The sequence below is a fragment of the Bacillus sp. JKS001846 genome, from assembly GCF_900176455.1.
Classification (GTDB): Bacteria; Bacillota; Bacilli; order Bacillales; family Bacillaceae_G; genus Bacillus_A; species Bacillus_A cereus.
In genome coordinates this window covers 4,362,532-4,379,412 of record NZ_FWYG01000001.1, presented here as the reverse complement: position 1 = coordinate 4,379,412, position 16,881 = coordinate 4,362,532, and the positions used below count along the sequence as shown (strand labels likewise).

The window sequence follows — 16,881 nt, the reverse complement described above, 5'->3', positions numbered from 1 at the left end:
ATTACATAATAAGTAGGTGAAGGCAATGTTTCGTTATTTTAAGTTTAAGTTAAATGATACAGTACAGTTTGCTGAGAACGATGGGCATATGTATCGCATTGTCGGTTATCGGTTAGAAAAAGGATTTTATCCAAAAGATGAATGGACTCATATCATTTATGAACTACTTAGAGAATTTGACGGGTATACGATGGATGCAGAAGAGGAAGAACTTGTAAAGGTCGTTCAAGTAGAGGATGAGTATTACAAAATACAAGAAGTATCAGGTTATCGCTATCCAGTAAAAATGAAACAAAAACAACAAGTGATGAAAATAGAAAAGATGGACGATTTATTAGATGCTTACAATGATTATAAAAGGTTGGCGGATTTCTTTAAGGATTTATCGTATGAACAAAAAGCTGAAGAAGTATTGTTAGAAATGAAAAGACTTAGAGCTTGAGGGGCAGTCTATTATAAGACTGTCCTCTATTTTTGACAGTGCATCAAAGTGTGTTTTCCGTTACAATGAGAGAATCAATAGAAATAAGGTGATAAACAGTATGGAAACAAAGAAAAAGGGCGAATGGTGTGAAATTATCGTTCCAGCTAAATGGAATGGTATAAGTATTGAATCGGTATTAAAAGTTGAATGGGAAATACCGAAAAAGCTATTACATCAGCTTCGTATGGAAAAAGGTGTTACGGTTAACGGGGAACAAAGAAGATGGAATGAGCTTTTAAAAGAGAACGATAAGTTACAAGTCCATATGTTTGCGGAGGAAGAGTACGGTGTAGATCCAGAATATGGTGAATTACATGTAGTATACGAAGATGATCACGTACTTATCGTAAATAAACCAGAGCAAATGGACACACACCCTGCTGAAAAAGGTGGAACCGGGACGCTTGCAAATCTTGTTGCTTTTCATTTTCAAATGCAAGGTTTAGAGACGAAGGTGCGTCATATTCATCGTTTAGATAAAGATACGACAGGTGGTGTCGTGTTTGCTAAGCATAGAATTGCTGGTGCAATTATGGATCGTCTATTAATGGAAAGAAAAATTAAAAGAACGTACGCAGCGCTCGTTGAAGGGAAAGTAAAGAAGAAACAAGGAAAGATTGATGCTGCTATCGGAAGGGATCGCCATCATGCTACAAGGCGTCGTATTTCTCCAAAAGGTGACCAAGCTATCACATATTATAAAGTAGAAAAGTATTTTAAGAAGCAAAACACGACTTTCGTAACGTTACAATTAGAAACGGGTAGAACACATCAAATTCGTGTTCATATGAGTCATAATGGTAATCCACTAGTTGGGGATGTATTATATGGTGGACAAACAAAATATATGTCCAGTCAAGCATTGCATGCGATGAAGATAAATTTCTTGCATCCAATTACGAAAGAAGCAATTGAAGTTGATGTGCCGTTTCCTACAAATTTAAATAAAAAAATAAAAGAATTTCAAAAAGAAAATGCGTAAAGTATAAGTTTTAACTTGAAAAAAGTAGATTTTTGCAGGGATTTCTCTAAAAGAAGCGAAGCCGTTAAGAGAAAAGAGAGGTGAGAATCACTTGATCAAATATAAGTATGTACTTGGAATATTTTTCGCTTGTCTTTTACTTACTCTATTTCTCTATCCCTATTTACCAAATCGTATGGCAGTACATTGGAATGTAAATGGTGAGCCAAACGAGTTTATGAGTAAACAAGTTGTTGTAGCATTTATTCCCTGTTTTATTATTTTTTCATATGGATTTTTGTATATTATTTCACATAATATATTTAAGTTTAATGAAAGAGGGCATGGTATTATAGGCGGCTTTATAAAGAAAATTACGTTATTTATGTTGTTTATTCATATGCTTATCCTCTTTATTAATTTTAGGAAGGTGATATCCTTTCAAACAGGATTAACGATTGGGATTAGTATGTTTCTTTTTATGCTGAGTAAAGAATTTAAGAACATAAAAGGCAAAGAAAAAGAAAAAGAAAAAGAAAAAGAAAAAGAAAAAGAAAAAGAAAAAGAAAAAGACCCAATTAAATTACAAAAAATTCGTTTAGTGAGTAGACGAATTTTTCAAGTGATGGCATGGGGCATATTGTTTTCATTGTTTTTGAACTTAGAGTGGGGATTTTATGTATTGCTTAGTATAATAAGCTGTGGATCTATGTTGTTTATGTTATATATTTTCTATTCATACATAATAGAAAGCTATGAAACTTAAAAAAGAGTCTTCTCATGAGAAGACTCTTTTAATCTATTTACTTCGTAATAAATTGTTGTGTCCAGTAGTTGCCGCTTTCTACATAACCAACACCGATGTGAGTGAAGCCGTTATTTAAAATGTTTGCACGGTGTCCAGCGCTGTTCATCCAAGCTTGTACTACTTCTTCAGGTGTACGTTGGCCTTGAGCGATGTTTTCACCTGCAGATGTATAAGAAATACCAAATTTCTTCATCATATCAAACGGAGATCCGTATGTAGGGCTGTTATGATCAAAGTAGTTGTTTTTTTGCATATCTTCAGACTTAATACGTGCTACTTTGCTTAATTCAGTATCGATTTTTAGTGCTGGTAAGCCTTGTTTTGCACGCTCAGCGTTTGTTAATTCAACAACACGTTGTTCGAACTCACTTAAAGATTTTGCTTCTTCAGCAGGCTTTTGCTCAGCAGGTTTTTGTTCAGCAGGTTTTTGAGTATTGTTGTTTTCAGTAGGCTTTTGAGCTTCTGGTTTTTGAACTTCTTCAGCAGGCTTTTGCTCGGCTGGTTTTTGTTCAACTGGCTTTTGAGTTTCTGGCTTAGCTGTTGGTTGCTCAGTTACAACATTTTCAGTAGGTTGTTGACCAGGAATGAAGCAGTTTGGTTGGAAGTTTCCTTGTTGCCATTGTGCTAATGATTCAACTCCCATAGATTGTAAGAATGCTTGTAATTCTTGTTGGTTCATTTGTTTCATCATCACTTTTGAATGCTGAATATTTTGAACCTTTACGTTAGATGGTTGTACTGTTGCAGCTTGTGCATCTAGAGAAGATACTCCTAAAGTAAGAGCTGTTGCAGCAGCTACAGATAATAAAACACGCTTTTTCATGATGTGTGTCCCCCTATATAAAGTTTTAATTTGTTTTCACACGATTTGTTTTTGACAGCCTGTCTGACTGACAAATTCATCGTAGCATACAATTTGCGAGAAAAAAGATGGAAAAAAATTCATAGACTTTAAAATTACCTAATTTATCCTAAGAGAAGAAGGGAGCAAAAATAAGAGAAATATAGAGTATAAAAGGAATTTATAGTGTTTTTATACTTGGTTTTAAGAGGGGGTTTTTGGATAAAGTTACCTAAATAGAAAATGAAGAATCCTATTGTATCAATGGTTTGAACGATTTTTTGAGGAATATAATGGATTGATTTTTACAAAACTGTAATGTTTCTGTTGTTCTTTTTTATAATAAAGTAACATATTTTTAATGTTGTAGCAGACAAAAAAGCGGCTATCTCTTTACATAGACGAAGGAGATAGCCGTTTTCCTATTATTACGTATGTTACGAGTTATTACGAGTTAGTTTCAATTGCTTCTAATAATAAATCCACAATGTGAATTCCTCTCATTTTATGAGAAAGCCCTTCTCGCTCAATGCCCAATTTCATTTGTAATAAACAACCTGGATTTGCAGTAACAATGGTTGCTGCTTCTGTTTCATGCACACGGTCCATTTTGTAATCTAGAAATTCCATTGATAACTCTGAATGAACAATATTGTAAATACCAGCAGAGCCACAGCAACGATCGGCATCTTTCATTTCTCGATATGTTGCACCTTGGATAGCCTCTAGTAACATACGAGGTTCAGAAGATGTGCGCATAACATTGCGTAAATGACAAGAGTCTTGATACGTAATAACTTGCGGCGTGAGTCGTAAGTCAGTTCGCTTATGGAAGTCTAGTTCTACTAGTATAGCAGTAATATCTTTAATCTTAGAAACAAACTGCTTAGCACGTTCAGCCCAATCCGGATCATCCTTTAAAAGATAATCATAGTCTACAAGATAAGCCCCGCAACCACCTGCATTGGTAATAATATAGTCGATGTTTAAATCTTCGAATGCTTTTATATTTCGCTTTGCTAATTCTTTTGCTCCACTCTTTTCACCAGCATGTCCATGTAATGCACCGCAGCAACTTTGTGTTTTTGGAATAACGATATCACAACCAGCTAGTTGAAGAAGTTTCATCGTTGCGTTATTTGTTTCTAAAAACATCGTATCCATTAAGCAGCCTGTGAAGAATGCAACTTGTTTTTTCTTTGTACTTTCTGCAGGTAAAAATGAAGGACGATCTTTCATCGCTTTCATTTTAGGGACTTTTGGTAAAACGAGATCCATCGTTGCAAGTGTTTCAGGGAATAACTTCATAATCCCTGTTTTATGTGTTAGCGTTTGTAAACCAGAACGTTGATAAAATCCGATTAGTCCAGTTAATGTTCTCATTCGATTTTGATGGGGGAATAATCCTTCAAAAACGACTTTTCGAACAGCTTTCACTGGCACCGAGAATTTTTTATTTTGATTAATAATATCACGAGCTTCTTCTAATAAATGGCCATAATTTACACCAGATGGACAAACAGGTTCACAAGCACGGCAACCAAGACAAACGTTTAATGTATCTTCAACATCTTCATCTGGTTCGATTAAACCATCAACGACAGCTTTCATTAATGCGATACGTCCGCGCGGTGAATGTGACTCTTTATATCCGGATTGAATGTAGGTAGGACAAGTAGGTAAACAAAAACCGCATCGCATACAGTTTAGTAATTCATCTTCACTTAATCGTTCTTTAAATTCTTTTTGAATATTTTCTTTATTCAATGTCGTCATCGCTCAACCACCACTCTTTTTCGAGTGTCTTTCGCGAACATTTTTCCAGGATTCATAATGTTATTTGGATCGAAAGCTTGCTTTATTCCTTGCATAGCTGCAATACCTTCCTTACCTAATTTCATTTCTAAATATGGAGCTTTCATCGCACCAACACCATGTTCACCAGTAATTGTGCCACCAAGTTCAATTGCTTTCGCAAATATTTCAGCAAAAGCTTGTTCAGCTCGGTGCATTTCTTCTGCATTACGAACGTCTGTCATACAAGTTGGATGTAAGTTACCATCACCAGCGTGCCCAAACGTACAAATAGGAATATTATATTTTTTTGCAATGGTATTAATAGCTTCAACCATTGGAGCTATTTGTGAACGTGGTACAGTTGCATCTTCTAATATTGTAGTAGGTTTTAATCTTGCAAGCGCTGATAGGGCACTACGACGAGCGGTACGAAGCGCATCTGCTTCTGTTTCATCTTTTGCAACACGAACATCAACCGCATTCATAGAGTGACAAACGTTAGCCATTTTTTCAATATCTCGATTGACTACTTCGGGCGGACCGTCTTGTTCGATTAATAAAATTGCTTTTACATCTGTAGGTAAACCGATTTGTGCAAACTCTTCTACTACTTCAATTGTCGGTTGGTCTAAAAACTCCAGTGTTGCTGGAATGATTTTATTTGCAATAATAGAAGAAACAGCACGTGCAGCTTCATTAATATCTTCATATAATGCAAGCATTGTTTTCTTTGTTTCAGGCATAGGAACAAGTTTTAATATGGCTTCTGTTACGACGCCGAGTGTTCCTTCAGAACCGATAAATAAACGAGTTAAATCGTAACCAGCTACATCTTTTGCTAATTTACCACCAGTGCGAATAATATCACCATTTGGTAAGACAAGTTCAAGCCCCATTACATAATCACGTGTTACGCCATATTTCAAACCGCGTAATCCACCTGAGTTTTCATTAATATTACCGCCGATTGTAGAAATTTTCATCGAGCTTGGATCTGGTGGATAAAATAAACCCTTTTCTTCTACCGCTTTAATAATATCAAGTGTAATGACACCAGCTTGTACAGTAATTGTTAAGTTTTCTTCATCAATTTCTAAAATATTGTTCATATGGCGGAAAATAAGGACGATACCGCCTTCAAGTGGACATGTTCCTGCGCAAAGATTTGTTCCAGACCCGCGCACATACACAGGGATTTTGTAAGTGTTACATACTTTTAACACTTCAGCTACTTCATTTGTATTACGAGGAGCAATGACTGCATCAGGCATTGCTTGGAAGTTTGGAGTGGCATCATAACTATAAGTTAAACGCCCCATATTGGATGTATCTACATTATCTTCGCCAACAATAGATACGAATGAATGAATAATTTGTTTTTCTAACATTGGAAATCCCCCTCAAACTGTTAACGTGTTTAGTTATAATAAACAACGTGGTAACAGTGCTTTCATTATAATGATAAAAAAGTCGAGGGATTCTTTCTATGTATAATCATCTAAAGATTAATCTGTTTTATCGTTCTTTTTTGTATGATTATCTAATAGGAGGAGTGCGAAGTATAAAACGTTTAAGTCTTTGAATTGTTTTGGATCAAGTCCTGTATGTTCTTCAATCTTTTTTAGCCTATAATGTAAGGTGTTAATGTGTATATGTAATTGTTTAGCTGTCTGTTTATAAGATTGGTTATAATCGATAAATAAGCGTAAAGTGTGCATAAGCTCAGGAGATGATAGTAAGCTTTCGATGGTACGCTCTAGAAATTGTTCACGCGTTTCGGCAGAAATATCTTGTAAACACATTTCTAAACGTAAATCTTCATTAAATACAATTTTTTTCGTTTCCAATGATACAGAAAGAGCACGTAATGCTTGTTCGTAACATATGTTCATATTGTTTGGGGTAACTGTTTGCCCAATCCCGATATATAAAGGAATAGAAAATAAAGCTTCGCAGTCTTGTTTTAACCGTTTTAAAAACTGATAAGTTTGTTCTTTGGAGCTCATCGCTGTAAATAAAATAAAACGATCATTTCCCCAGCGAACAAATAGATGCTCTTTTGTTAAAATATTTCGTACATGTTGCCATATTTTACGCTGGAGCATTGTGTCATTTTTGCCAATAGAAAACAAAACAAGTTGTTTTTTCTTATATAAATCAATGCCAAGTGTTTTGGCACGATCAAGAAAACTCGGGGACCACTCTGTATTTTGAAGCCAATCAAAGACAAAAGCTTCATAAGAACGGTGCTCAAGTTCTAATTGCTCTAAAAAGTAGTTTTCATGAATTAATAATTCGGTCATCTTACGCAATATTTCTCCGTAGCGTGAAATGTTTTCAGGTTCTCCGGTAATCCCAATGACACCGATTACTTCATCATGAAATAATAGAGGAAGATTCATCCCAGCCTTTACACCTTGCAATCGCCTTTCATCTTCTTTTGTAATGATGACGGTTTTCTTTTGTTTAGCGCAGCGGAGTGCACCTTCATGAAATTGGCCAATTCTTTCTGTATCTGTACTTGCGATAATAACGCCTTCTATATTAATGATAATTATATTTTCTGTAATTAGTCTGCGTACTTCTCGTACAATTTTATTCGCTAAATCAGGAAATAGCATAATTGACACACCTCAAATTCTATTTGTTGTACATTATATATGTAAATTGAGTAAGAAAGGGGAATTTCACACTTTCCACACATTTATTTGTTATTTTACAATTATAACGAAATCATCTGAAGGTGGAGGGAATCTTTTGAGAAAGTATGTTTTTCTTCTCTGTTTTTTATTTCTATTAGTAGGGTGTCAAGGAAGTTCATATACACCAATTGCTAAAGATAAAAATGTTATTATAACTACGAATATAAAAGAAGGCAGTATTAGTTTTATTGATAAAAAAGATAAAAAGTTAATTACGACATGGGAACTAAATGAGCCAATGGCTGGAATCACACTGCTTCCAAATGGCGATGAAATACTTGTATACGGTAAGCAATTAGAATATATGTATGTATATTCACTAGCGGAAGGAAGGCAAGTGGAAAAATATAAAACTGGAAAGGGCATTGTAAATGTGGTCGTATCAGCAGATAAAAAACAATTATTTGCTGCTGATCAAAATGTTCAAAAGGTAAGGTTCTTTACGATAAATGGGAAAGAGACAGGAAATGTTTCAACAGGAAAAGGGCCTATAACGATGGTAGAGTATCAGAATCGGTTATCTGTACTAAACTTTTATGATACGAAACTAACGACAATTGATACGAAGAAAAAAGAAGTTGTTCAATCCTTTATGATTCCGCCAGCATCAACAGGAGCGACGATTAGTCCTGATGGGAAAGAAATATGGATTGGCGGGCATGGTGATGGAAATCAAGTGAATGAGAAAGTATTAGTGTATTCTTTACAGAGCGGTGAAATGGTACGTTCTTTACACGCTCCATTTATGCCTGTGAACATAACGAAAGATAATAAGTACGTATATGCATTAAGCCACGGTTCGAATATGCTTAGAAAATTTGATATTAGTACGTATAAAGAGGTAGCTTCCGTTGAAATAGGCTCAAATCCATTTGCATTTTTGAAAAGCGGAGCAGAAGGATATGTAGCAAGTTATGATAGTGATGAAGTGTGCGTCATGGATATGAAGAGTATGAAAATAAAACAAACAATTAAAGTCGGAAAAGGACCGTTTCAACTCATAGAGAGGGAAGGGAAGGACAATGAATAAATATAGAGTGCTAGTTGTAGATGATGAAAGTGATATGAGGCAGCTTGTTGGAATGTATTTGGATAACTTTGGATATGAGTGGGGAGAAGCTGAAAACGGAAAAGAGGCTCTTAAAAAACTAGAAACGGATCATTATGATTTCGTTGTATTAGATATAATGATGCCAGAAATGGATGGACTTTCAGTTTGTAAAGAAATTAGAAAAACGTCAGATGTGCCGATTATATTTTTAACCGCAAAAGGTGAAGAGTGGAATAGGGTGAATGGCTTACGTATGGGAGCAGATGATTATATTGTAAAACCGTTTAGTCCTGGTGAATTGGTTGCCCGTATGGAAGCTGTACTAAGAAGATATACAAAGCAAGAACAGCAAGAAGAGATTCAATTTGGACCAATTCTTATCAATGAAAAAAGCAGACGAATTGAGGCGAATGGTGAGTCGATTTCTCTTACTGTAAAAGAGTTTGATTTACTATATTTTCTTTGTCAGCATACAGGACAAGTATTTAGCCGGGAGCAATTACTTGAAAAGGTATGGGGATATGATTATGCCGGAAGTACAAGAACAGTAGATACGCACGTGAAAACGATGCGCTTGAAGCTTGGAGAAAGTGGAAACTACATTCAAACTGTTTGGGGTGTAGGCTATAAATTTGAGGTGTAACATATGTTTACGATGGTACAAAAACTTTGGCTTACAGTAGTATGTGCAGTATGTGTAACAGTGTCCTTTCTTTATTTCGTATCTTTATACTCGTATGAAAAGTTATACGTTGATAATTTAAAAACTTCGTTAGTAATGGAAGGGAAAAGTCTTGCTGCTCAATATGATAAGCGTGAAGGAATATCAACTTTTGAAGAGAAAGTAAGATCGTTTGATCAAATATCTAGTTCAGACGTTATTTTCGTATCTAATCCGCGTGATTTAAGCGCATGTTTGCCTTTTGATGTGCATCATCATTCTCTTATAAGTGAAGGAGATAGGCAAACGCTATTAGATGGGAAAACTGTGACAAAAATAGGATATGAAGAACATTTTGAACGTAATATTATGGGGGTTGTCATTCCTGTATTGGAAAATAAAAAATTAGTCGGAATTGTCTATTCGTATATTCCTTTAAAAAGTATAAAAGATTTAATCTATGATATGGGTCTTATTTTAGCACCGCTAGCAATTGCTATGATTTTAATTACGATATGGGTTGGAAGAAAAATTATAATTGCAATTACGAAGCCACTTTCGCAAATGGAGCGGGTTGCAAATCATTTGGCTACGGGAGATTTTTCGGAGCGGATTACAGTTTCTTCAGAGGATGAAATTGGACGATTAGGAAAAGCATTTAATAAAATGGCAAATTCATTAGAAACAGAAGATGTAAAGCGTAAGGAATTTTTAGCAAATGTTTCGCATGAACTTAGAACACCACTTAGTTATATAAAAGGGTATAGCGAGGCTATTTTAGATGGTGTTGCAAAGGGAGCTCAGCAGGAAAAAGTAACTCAGCTAATTCATAAAGAAGCAGGTCGTATGCAGCGTCTCGTTCATGACTTGTTAGACTTAGCACAATTAGAAGGTGAGCACTTTCCGTTAAAGAAGCAACCTATCGTTTTTTCACAGCTGATTGAAGACGTATTAGATACGTATGAGATTAAGTTTATAGAAAAGGAAATTCATATTTCAACCAATTTAAATCCAGAGGTCATTGTCATGATTGATGAGGATCGTATGCAACAAGTGCTTCATAATGTGTTAGATAATGCGATACGGTATACAAATCAAAAAGGAAATATCGTTATAACTTTAGAGCAAATCGATGATTACTGTGAATTAAAAATAAAAGATACAGGAATTGGCATTGATATAGAGCATTTGGAGAATCTTGGGGAACGCTTTTACCGAGTTGATAAAGCGAGAAGTCGTCAACATGGTGGAACAGGTTTAGGCCTTGCTATTGTGAAACAAATTGTTCATATACATGGTGGACAGTGGAAAATTGAAAGTGAAAAAGATAAGGGAACAACGGTTATTATTAAACTGAATGTACAGGATGAGGGGGCATGTTCTAATTTTTAGGGCATGTTCTTTATATTGAAGAAAATATTTATCCCGCTATTCTCCGGTCAGTAAGACCCTCACCTCAAAATTCAGCGGAAGCAAAGAAGTTAGGTGGAGGCACTGCTGCCCGTAAAAGCCCGATTGGTGAGGGCTAATAATCAGTGGGGGATGAACAAAACCCTCACTGATTAAAGTTTCACTTTATACGTAAAAATATAAATTAATATGTAATAAATATCGAAAATTTGACTATTTTATGAACAAAACATTTGTACTTCTTATCAATTCGGTCTAAAATAGTTATGATGCAAAGTTCTTATAAATCGTTTCAATTGTTGTTTGGAAGATACTGAGGTGATTTAACTGGAGTACAAATCTATTAAACCGAAAAAAATTTACGAAGAAGTATCTGAAGCTATTTTAACAATGATTAAAAATGGTACGTTAAAACCTGGTGACAAACTACTCCCTGTGCATCAATTAGCTGAGCAGTTTCAAGTTGGCAGATCTGCTGTTCGTGAAGCGCTAAGTGCGCTAAGAGCGATGGGCTTAATTGAGATGAAACAAGGAGAAGGTACATATGTGAAGAACTTCGATTCTTCTTCATTAACGAAATCATTAAACAATAGATTATTAATGAAGAAAGAAGATATTTTGAATTTATTAGAAGTACGAAAGGTGCTTGAAGTGGGGGCAGTTCGAGTAGCGGCGGCAAAACGTACGGAAGATAATTTACAAAATATGAAACATTGGTTAGATGAAATGGCAAAGAGCATTGGAGATGAAAAGGCTGGCGAAAAAGCCGATTTTCAATTTCATATGGGAATTGCAGAGTCTTCGCATAATAGCATTTTGCTTGAACTCATGAATCATGTTTCAGAGATGATTGCTGAAACGATTGGTGAATCAAGACGCATTATTTTATATGGTGAACAAACGACATCAGAACGACTTATAGAAGAGCATCAAGTTATATATGATGCGGTGTTAAAACAAGATGTAGAATTAGCGCAGCAAGCAATGCTAGATCACTTAACAAATGTAGAACATATTGTCACAGGTAAAAACGATATAAATTCGTAATTTAATCTTTTAAAAATTTAATTTTCTGATAAAATAGAGAAAGGTTAAGTAAGCGTTTTCTTTAGAAGAGGGAGAGGATAGGCCATGGTTGAGCCTATTTCTTCTCTGCTAAGTCATCTGATGACCATATGTTTGTTGGTGAAGTTGTAAAAAGGGGGAGTAATAGTTATGAAAGTTACTTTATTTGTTACTTGTTTAGTCGATATGTTTGAAACAAATGTCGGTAAAGCAACGGTTGAAGTGTTGGAGCGTTTAGGTTGTGAAATTGAATTTCCAGAAGCGCAAGTTTGTTGTGGTCAGCCTGCTTATAATAGCGGCCATGTAGAAGCAGCAAAAGAAGCAATGAAACATATGATTGAAACTTTCGAAGATGCAGAATATATTGTTACGCCATCTGGTTCTTGTGCGACAATGTTTCATGAGTATCCACATGTTTTCAAAGATGATCCAAAGTGGGCTAAACGTGCACAAAAAGTTGCTGATAAAACTTATGAATTTACACAGTTTATTGTGGATGTTTTAAAGGTTACTGATGTTGGTGCAAGTTTACCAGGGGTCGCTACTATTCATAAATCATGTCATATGACACGTATGCTTGGAATAAAAGAAGCACCAGGAATTTTATTATCAAATGTAAAAGGATTAACTGTGAGAGATTTGCCAAACGTGCAAAATTGTTGCGGGTTTGGGGGAACGTTTTCAGTTAAGATGACTCCAATTTCTGAGCAAATGGTAGACGAAAAAGTAGATAGTGTAATGGAAACAGGTGCAGATTATTTAATCGGTGCAGATTGTGGGTGTTTGTTAAACATTGGCGGACGTATTGAGCGTTTAGGAAAAGAAGTAAAAGTAATGCATATTGCTGAGGTACTGAATAGTCGCTCATGAAGGGGGAACATAAGCTATGTCTATGAAAATCAGTGAGAAAAAATTTAATGATCGCGTTGGTGATGGAATTCAAGATTCGTTTATGCGCGGAGCAGTATCTTCTGCACAAACGCGTTTATATACGAATCGCTTAAAAGCCGCAGATGAACTAGGAAACTGGGAAGAGTGGCGTGAACTAGGTGAACAAATTCGTCAACATACGTTAGAAAATCTTGATTATTACTTAATGCAGTTAAGTGAAAATGTATCAAAAAGAGGCGGACACGTGTACTTTGCGAAAACGAAAGAGGAAGCAGCAAAGTATATTCAAGACGTTGCAAAAAAGAAGCAGGCAAAAAAGATAGTAAAATCAAAGTCGATGGTAACAGAAGAAATCAGTATGAACCATGCGCTTGAAGAGATTGGCTGTGAAGTGTTAGAGAGTGACTTAGGAGAGTATATCTTGCAAGTAGATAACGATCCACCTTCACATATTATTGCACCTGCACTTCATAAAAATAGAACGCAAATTCGCGATGTATTTAAAGAAAAGCTAGGTTATGAAAATTCTGATGACCCGTATGAAATGACAAAGTTTGTTCGTAAACAACTTCGTGAGAAATTTATGGATGCAGAAATTGGTGTAACTGGTTGTAACTTTGCTGTTGCAAATACTGGCTCTCTTTGTTTAGTAACGAATGAAGGTAATGCAGATCTTGTTATGTCAATTCCTAAAACACAAATAGCGGTAATGGGTATGGAACGTATGGTTCCGACAATGGAAGAATTAGATGTTTTAGTTGGTTTACTATGTCGTAGTGCAGTAGGTCAAAAATTAACAAGTTATGTAACAGTAGCGGGGCCAATTCAAGAAGAGGAAGTTGATGGACCTGAAGAATTTCATTTAGTTGTTGTTGATAATGGTCGCTCTCAAATTCTTGGATCTGAATTCCGTTCAGTATTACAATGTATTCGTTGCGCTGCTTGTGTTAATGTATGTCCTGTATATCGTCACGTTGGTGGACATTCATATGGATCGATTTACTCAGGACCAATCGGTGCGGTATTAACACCGCTTCTAGGTGGATATGATGATTACAAAGAGCTTCCTTATGCATCTAGTTTATGCGGAGCATGTACAGAAGCTTGTCCAGTAAAAATTCCATTGCATGATTTATTATTAAAACATCGTCAAGTCATCGTTGAGCAAGAAGGTCGTGCACCACTTGCAGAAAAACTGGCTATGAAAATGTTTAGTATGGGTGCTTCTTCAGCTGCTTTATATAAAATGGGTTCAAAAATGGCACCAGCGGCAATGAGTCCATTTACATCTGGTAATCGTGTATCAAAAGGTGTTGGACCACTTAAAAACTGGACGGATATTCGTGAATTCCCAGCTCCAAGTAAAGAACGATTCCGTGATTGGTATAAAGATCATAAGAAAGGCGGGGATAAATAATGACAGGATTAATTCAAAACCGTGATGCCTTTCTAGATAACATTGCAAAAGAACTTGGGCGCGCGCGTAAAACAGAAGGTGTAGAGCGTCCAGTATGGAAAAGTAATGTGAATATAGAAACGTTAAAAGATTATTCACAAGAAGAATTACTAGAAGTGTTTAAAGAGCAATGTACAAACATTCATACAACTGTAGTAGAAACGACAAACGACCGTTTAGGTGAAGACCTTCAAAAAGTAATCATGGAAAACGGCGGGGGACCTATTTTATTATCAGCAGATGCGCGTTTTGATGCATATGGTTTAACATCTTTATTTAAAGAAGAACTTCCAAAACGAGATGTTGAAGTAAATGTATGGGATCCAGAGAGAAAAGACGAAAATATGCGTTTAGCTGAAAAAGCGAATATTGGTATTGCATTTAGTGATTATACATTAGCTGAATCTGGTACAATTGTTGTACAAAGTCATAAAGGTCAAGGGCGTTCTTTACACTTTTTACCGACTGTATATTTTGCTATTATTCCACGTGAAACACTTGTGCCTCGTATTACACAAGCAGTTCAGGATATGAACTCACGCGTAGAAAATGGGGAGACAGCGGCATCTTGTATTAACTTTATTACAGGGCCAAGTAACTCGGCTGACATCGAGATGAATCTTGTTGTCGGAGTACATGGACCATTAAAAGCAGTTTATTTCATCGTATAAAAGAGGGGAAAGCAGGCCAGGAAATGGCCTGCTTTTTAGTAGAATAAAGGATAATATGAAGTAGAAGTTCTCTCCTTTTTTTGCTATGTTTTTTGGGAAAGGAGAGGAAGGGATGTTCACTTATTTATATGCACTGTTAGCAGGGATGGTGTTTGGTTCTTTTTTTATGCTAGTTGCGATGAGGGTTCCATTAGGTGCTTCTATTATTACCCCGCGTTCACATTGTGATTATTGCAAATATGTGCTAAGGACAAAAGAACTAATCCCCATCATTTCATTTTATATACAAAGAGGCTGTTGTACGAATTGTAAGAGGAAAATTCCAATTATGTATGTAGCATTTGAATGTATAACAGGAGGTATATTTCTTCTTACAGTGTATATGATTGGAATAGAACGAGAGCTTATTATTATTTTATCCCTTTTTTCGCTGCTTCTTATTATTTCAGTTACAGATTACTTATATATGTTAATTCCTGATTGTATTTTAATTTCGTTTGCCTTTTTACTCATTCTCGAAAGTGTTTTTGTACAATTAGTTACTTGGACAGATAGTATAGCTGGTAGTGGTGTTATATTTATTTTGTTATATTGCATGCAAAAGATATATCCAGAAGGGCTTGGCGGAGGAGATATAAAACTACTTTCGTTACTTGGATTTATAGTAGGAGTGAAAGGAGTTTTTATCGTTTTATTTTTAGCATCTTGTTTTAGTCTTTGTTTTTTCGGGATTGGTATCGGATTAAAACGTATAGAAGTACGAAAGCCAATTCCATTTGGTCCTTTTATTAGTCTCGGGGCAATATGTTATGTATTGGCCGCATATTCAAATTAGAGAGGGAATCGAAAATGAACGTATATATGGATGATCAAAGAAGTTGCCCGTTCGGGTATGTGCCCGCAACTACAGTAGAATGTGCTTTGCAAATGGTTCAGGATTATGATGTGAATATTCTTTCTCTTGATTTTAATATGGGATGGGGAGCGAAAAATGGACTGGATTTTGTAGAAGCTTTTTGTACAGAGGGGTTATATGTAAATGAAATTCACTTTCATACGAATGATGTCATCGGTATGTACAAGATGAAACAGAGAATGGATAAGGGAAAGGAAGAAGGAGAAATTACTCCTCACCTTGTTATTAAATACGTGGGAAGCTAAAAACTCCAAAGTAAAACTTTGGAGTTTTTAATGTTTCATATGGGCTTGTAAAGGAATAATCTCTTCTTGTTGAGCTGTTGCGATTTCAGTTTCTTCCTGTTGAACTTCAGGGGTTTTCTTTGTTAAGTAGTGGTATACCATACCGACAAATACTGATCCGCCAATAATGTTACCAATTGTAACAGGAATTAAGTTATGAATAGCACCTGAAAAAGAAATTGTCTCAGGATGCGGTGAAACTAAAGATAAAGCAAAGAGTGATAAGTTTGCAATACTATGTTCGTAACCAGATAAGAAGAATGTGAAAACAAGTAGCATCATGACCATTATTTTTGCTGTGTCACCTTTAACCTGAGAAGGTAAGAAGCAAGCAAGACATACGAGCCAGTTACATAAAATGGCTTTAAAGAATAACTGCATCGTAGGTGTATTCATCTTTCCTTCAACGACTTTACTCATTAAGTGACCGTGATCAATTGCTTCAAAAATTCCAGTTGCGTAAAATAGTAAGGCAAAGAATAATGCGCCGGCTAAGTTACCTGCATAACAAGCAACCCAGTTACGAAGTGTATCAGAAATCGTTGTTTCTTTTCTTAAAGTTGCGACAGTAAAGTACATTGTGTTCCCAGTAAACAATTCAGCACCGCCATATATAATAAGTACGAGAGCAATCCCGAAAAACATAGAAGCGGCTAAATAAGTTGCTGGTGAATCTGCAATGTGAAAAAAGTTACCTAATTTAAAACATAGTACAATAATAAAGCCGATATAAATACCAGCAAGTGCAGCACGAATGAAATATTGCATTGGGTTTGTATCTAGTATTTTCTTTTTGCTTTTAGCCAGTTTGACAACATAATCTAGTCCTTGTTCTAGCATGAGTAATACGCTCCTTTAGTAAATCTTCTATAAATACTCCTTA

Annotated in this window: 17 protein-coding genes; 12 read left to right on the top strand and 5 right to left on the bottom strand. The window is 35.6% G+C overall.

All coding sequences use genetic code 11. The features are described 5' to 3' along the window. Positions 1 to 25: 25 nt before the first annotated feature. The 3 genes from B9A45_RS23385 (at position 26) to B9A45_RS23375 (ending at position 2,211) form a co-directional block, all read left to right on the top strand. Positions 26 to 442, top strand: coding sequence for a hypothetical protein (locus B9A45_RS23385; protein ID WP_000490301.1), 417 nt, complete (start codon positions 26 to 28; stop codon positions 440 to 442). A gap of 100 nt (positions 443 to 542) precedes the next feature. Continuing rightward, entirely contained in the window at positions 543 to 1,466 is a 924-nt protein-coding gene (locus tag B9A45_RS23380; RefSeq protein WP_000448322.1) for an RluA family pseudouridine synthase, read from the top strand. A gap of 91 nt (positions 1,467 to 1,557) precedes the next feature. After that, positions 1,558 to 2,211: a DUF1648 domain-containing protein gene (locus B9A45_RS23375; RefSeq protein ID WP_084065180.1), complete on the top strand. Its 654-nt coding sequence runs from the start codon at positions 1,558 to 1,560 to the stop codon at positions 2,209 to 2,211. A gap of 37 nt (positions 2,212 to 2,248) precedes the next feature. Here B9A45_RS23375 and B9A45_RS23370 read toward each other — a convergent pair whose 3' ends face one another. The 4 genes from B9A45_RS23370 to B9A45_RS23355 all read right to left on the bottom strand — a co-directional run bounded on the left by B9A45_RS23370 (position 2,249) and on the right by B9A45_RS23355 (position 7,521). Beyond that, positions 2,249 to 3,076, bottom strand: coding sequence for a CAP domain-containing protein (locus B9A45_RS23370; RefSeq protein WP_084065178.1), 828 nt, complete (start codon positions 3,074 to 3,076; stop codon positions 2,249 to 2,251). A gap of 465 nt (positions 3,077 to 3,541) precedes the next feature. Further along, the gene (locus B9A45_RS23365; RefSeq protein ID WP_000209617.1) at positions 3,542 to 4,870 is read right to left on the bottom strand and encodes a (Fe-S)-binding protein; all 1,329 of its coding nucleotides are present in this window, start codon (positions 4,868 to 4,870) and stop codon (positions 3,542 to 3,544) included. Then, positions 4,867 to 6,279, bottom strand: coding sequence for a glycolate oxidase subunit GlcD (glcD, locus tag B9A45_RS23360; protein ID WP_000890763.1), 1,413 nt, complete (start codon positions 6,277 to 6,279; stop codon positions 4,867 to 4,869). The genes B9A45_RS23365 and glcD overlap by 4 nt, the downstream gene beginning before the upstream one ends. Before the next feature lie 117 nt (positions 6,280 to 6,396). Beyond that, positions 6,397 to 7,521 (bottom strand): CdaR family transcriptional regulator, encoded by a 1,125-nt coding sequence (locus B9A45_RS23355; RefSeq protein ID WP_001999325.1) that lies wholly within the window; start codon positions 7,519 to 7,521, stop codon positions 6,397 to 6,399. Positions 7,522 to 7,648: 127 nt separating this feature from the next. Between B9A45_RS23355 and B9A45_RS23350 the strand changes: the two genes are divergently transcribed. The 9 genes from B9A45_RS23350 (at position 7,649) to B9A45_RS23310 (ending at position 15,959) form a co-directional block, all read left to right on the top strand. Further along, complete coding sequence (locus tag B9A45_RS23350) at positions 7,649 to 8,623, top strand: YncE family protein (RefSeq protein WP_001234146.1); 975 nt, start codon at positions 7,649 to 7,651, stop codon at positions 8,621 to 8,623. Continuing rightward, positions 8,616 to 9,287 carry a response regulator transcription factor gene (locus tag B9A45_RS23345; protein WP_001046400.1) on the top strand — a complete coding sequence of 224 codons (672 nt, stop codon included), beginning with the start codon at positions 8,616 to 8,618 and terminating at the stop codon, positions 9,285 to 9,287. Before B9A45_RS23350 ends, B9A45_RS23345 begins: the two co-directional genes overlap by 8 nt. 3 nt (positions 9,288 to 9,290) lie before the next feature. Continuing rightward, positions 9,291 to 10,697 carry a sensor histidine kinase gene (locus B9A45_RS23340; RefSeq protein WP_000494819.1) on the top strand — a complete coding sequence of 469 codons (1,407 nt, stop codon included), beginning with the start codon at positions 9,291 to 9,293 and terminating at the stop codon, positions 10,695 to 10,697. Positions 10,698 to 11,072: 375 nt separating this feature from the next. After that, positions 11,073 to 11,762: a FadR/GntR family transcriptional regulator gene (locus B9A45_RS23335; RefSeq protein WP_254904472.1), complete on the top strand. Its 690-nt coding sequence runs from the start codon at positions 11,073 to 11,075 to the stop codon at positions 11,760 to 11,762. Between the two features lie 168 nt (positions 11,763 to 11,930). Beyond that, a complete protein-coding gene (locus tag B9A45_RS23330) occupies positions 11,931 to 12,650 on the top strand; it encodes a (Fe-S)-binding protein (protein ID WP_000869150.1) in 720 nt (239 codons plus the stop codon). A 16-nt stretch (positions 12,651 to 12,666) separates the two neighbouring features. Beyond that, positions 12,667 to 14,088: a LutB/LldF family L-lactate oxidation iron-sulfur protein gene (locus tag B9A45_RS23325; protein WP_000061922.1), complete on the top strand. Its 1,422-nt coding sequence runs from the start codon at positions 12,667 to 12,669 to the stop codon at positions 14,086 to 14,088. Continuing rightward, positions 14,088 to 14,798: a LutC/YkgG family protein gene (locus B9A45_RS23320; protein WP_000147183.1), complete on the top strand. Its 711-nt coding sequence runs from the start codon at positions 14,088 to 14,090 to the stop codon at positions 14,796 to 14,798. The genes B9A45_RS23325 and B9A45_RS23320 overlap by 1 nt, the downstream gene beginning before the upstream one ends. 112 nt (positions 14,799 to 14,910) lie before the next feature. Further along, on the top strand, positions 14,911 to 15,633 hold the full coding sequence (locus tag B9A45_RS23315) for a prepilin peptidase (RefSeq protein WP_000495716.1): 723 nt from the start codon (positions 14,911 to 14,913) through the stop codon (positions 15,631 to 15,633). A 14-nt stretch (positions 15,634 to 15,647) separates the two neighbouring features. Continuing rightward, entirely contained in the window at positions 15,648 to 15,959 is a 312-nt protein-coding gene (locus tag B9A45_RS23310) for a cyclic-phosphate processing receiver domain-containing protein (protein ID WP_001103758.1), read from the top strand. A gap of 27 nt (positions 15,960 to 15,986) precedes the next feature. Here the strand turns inward: B9A45_RS23310 and B9A45_RS23305 are convergent, their stop codons facing one another. Further along, positions 15,987 to 16,838, bottom strand: coding sequence for a formate/nitrite transporter family protein (locus B9A45_RS23305; protein WP_000893027.1), 852 nt, complete (start codon positions 16,836 to 16,838; stop codon positions 15,987 to 15,989). Positions 16,839 to 16,881: the final 43 nt, after the last annotated feature.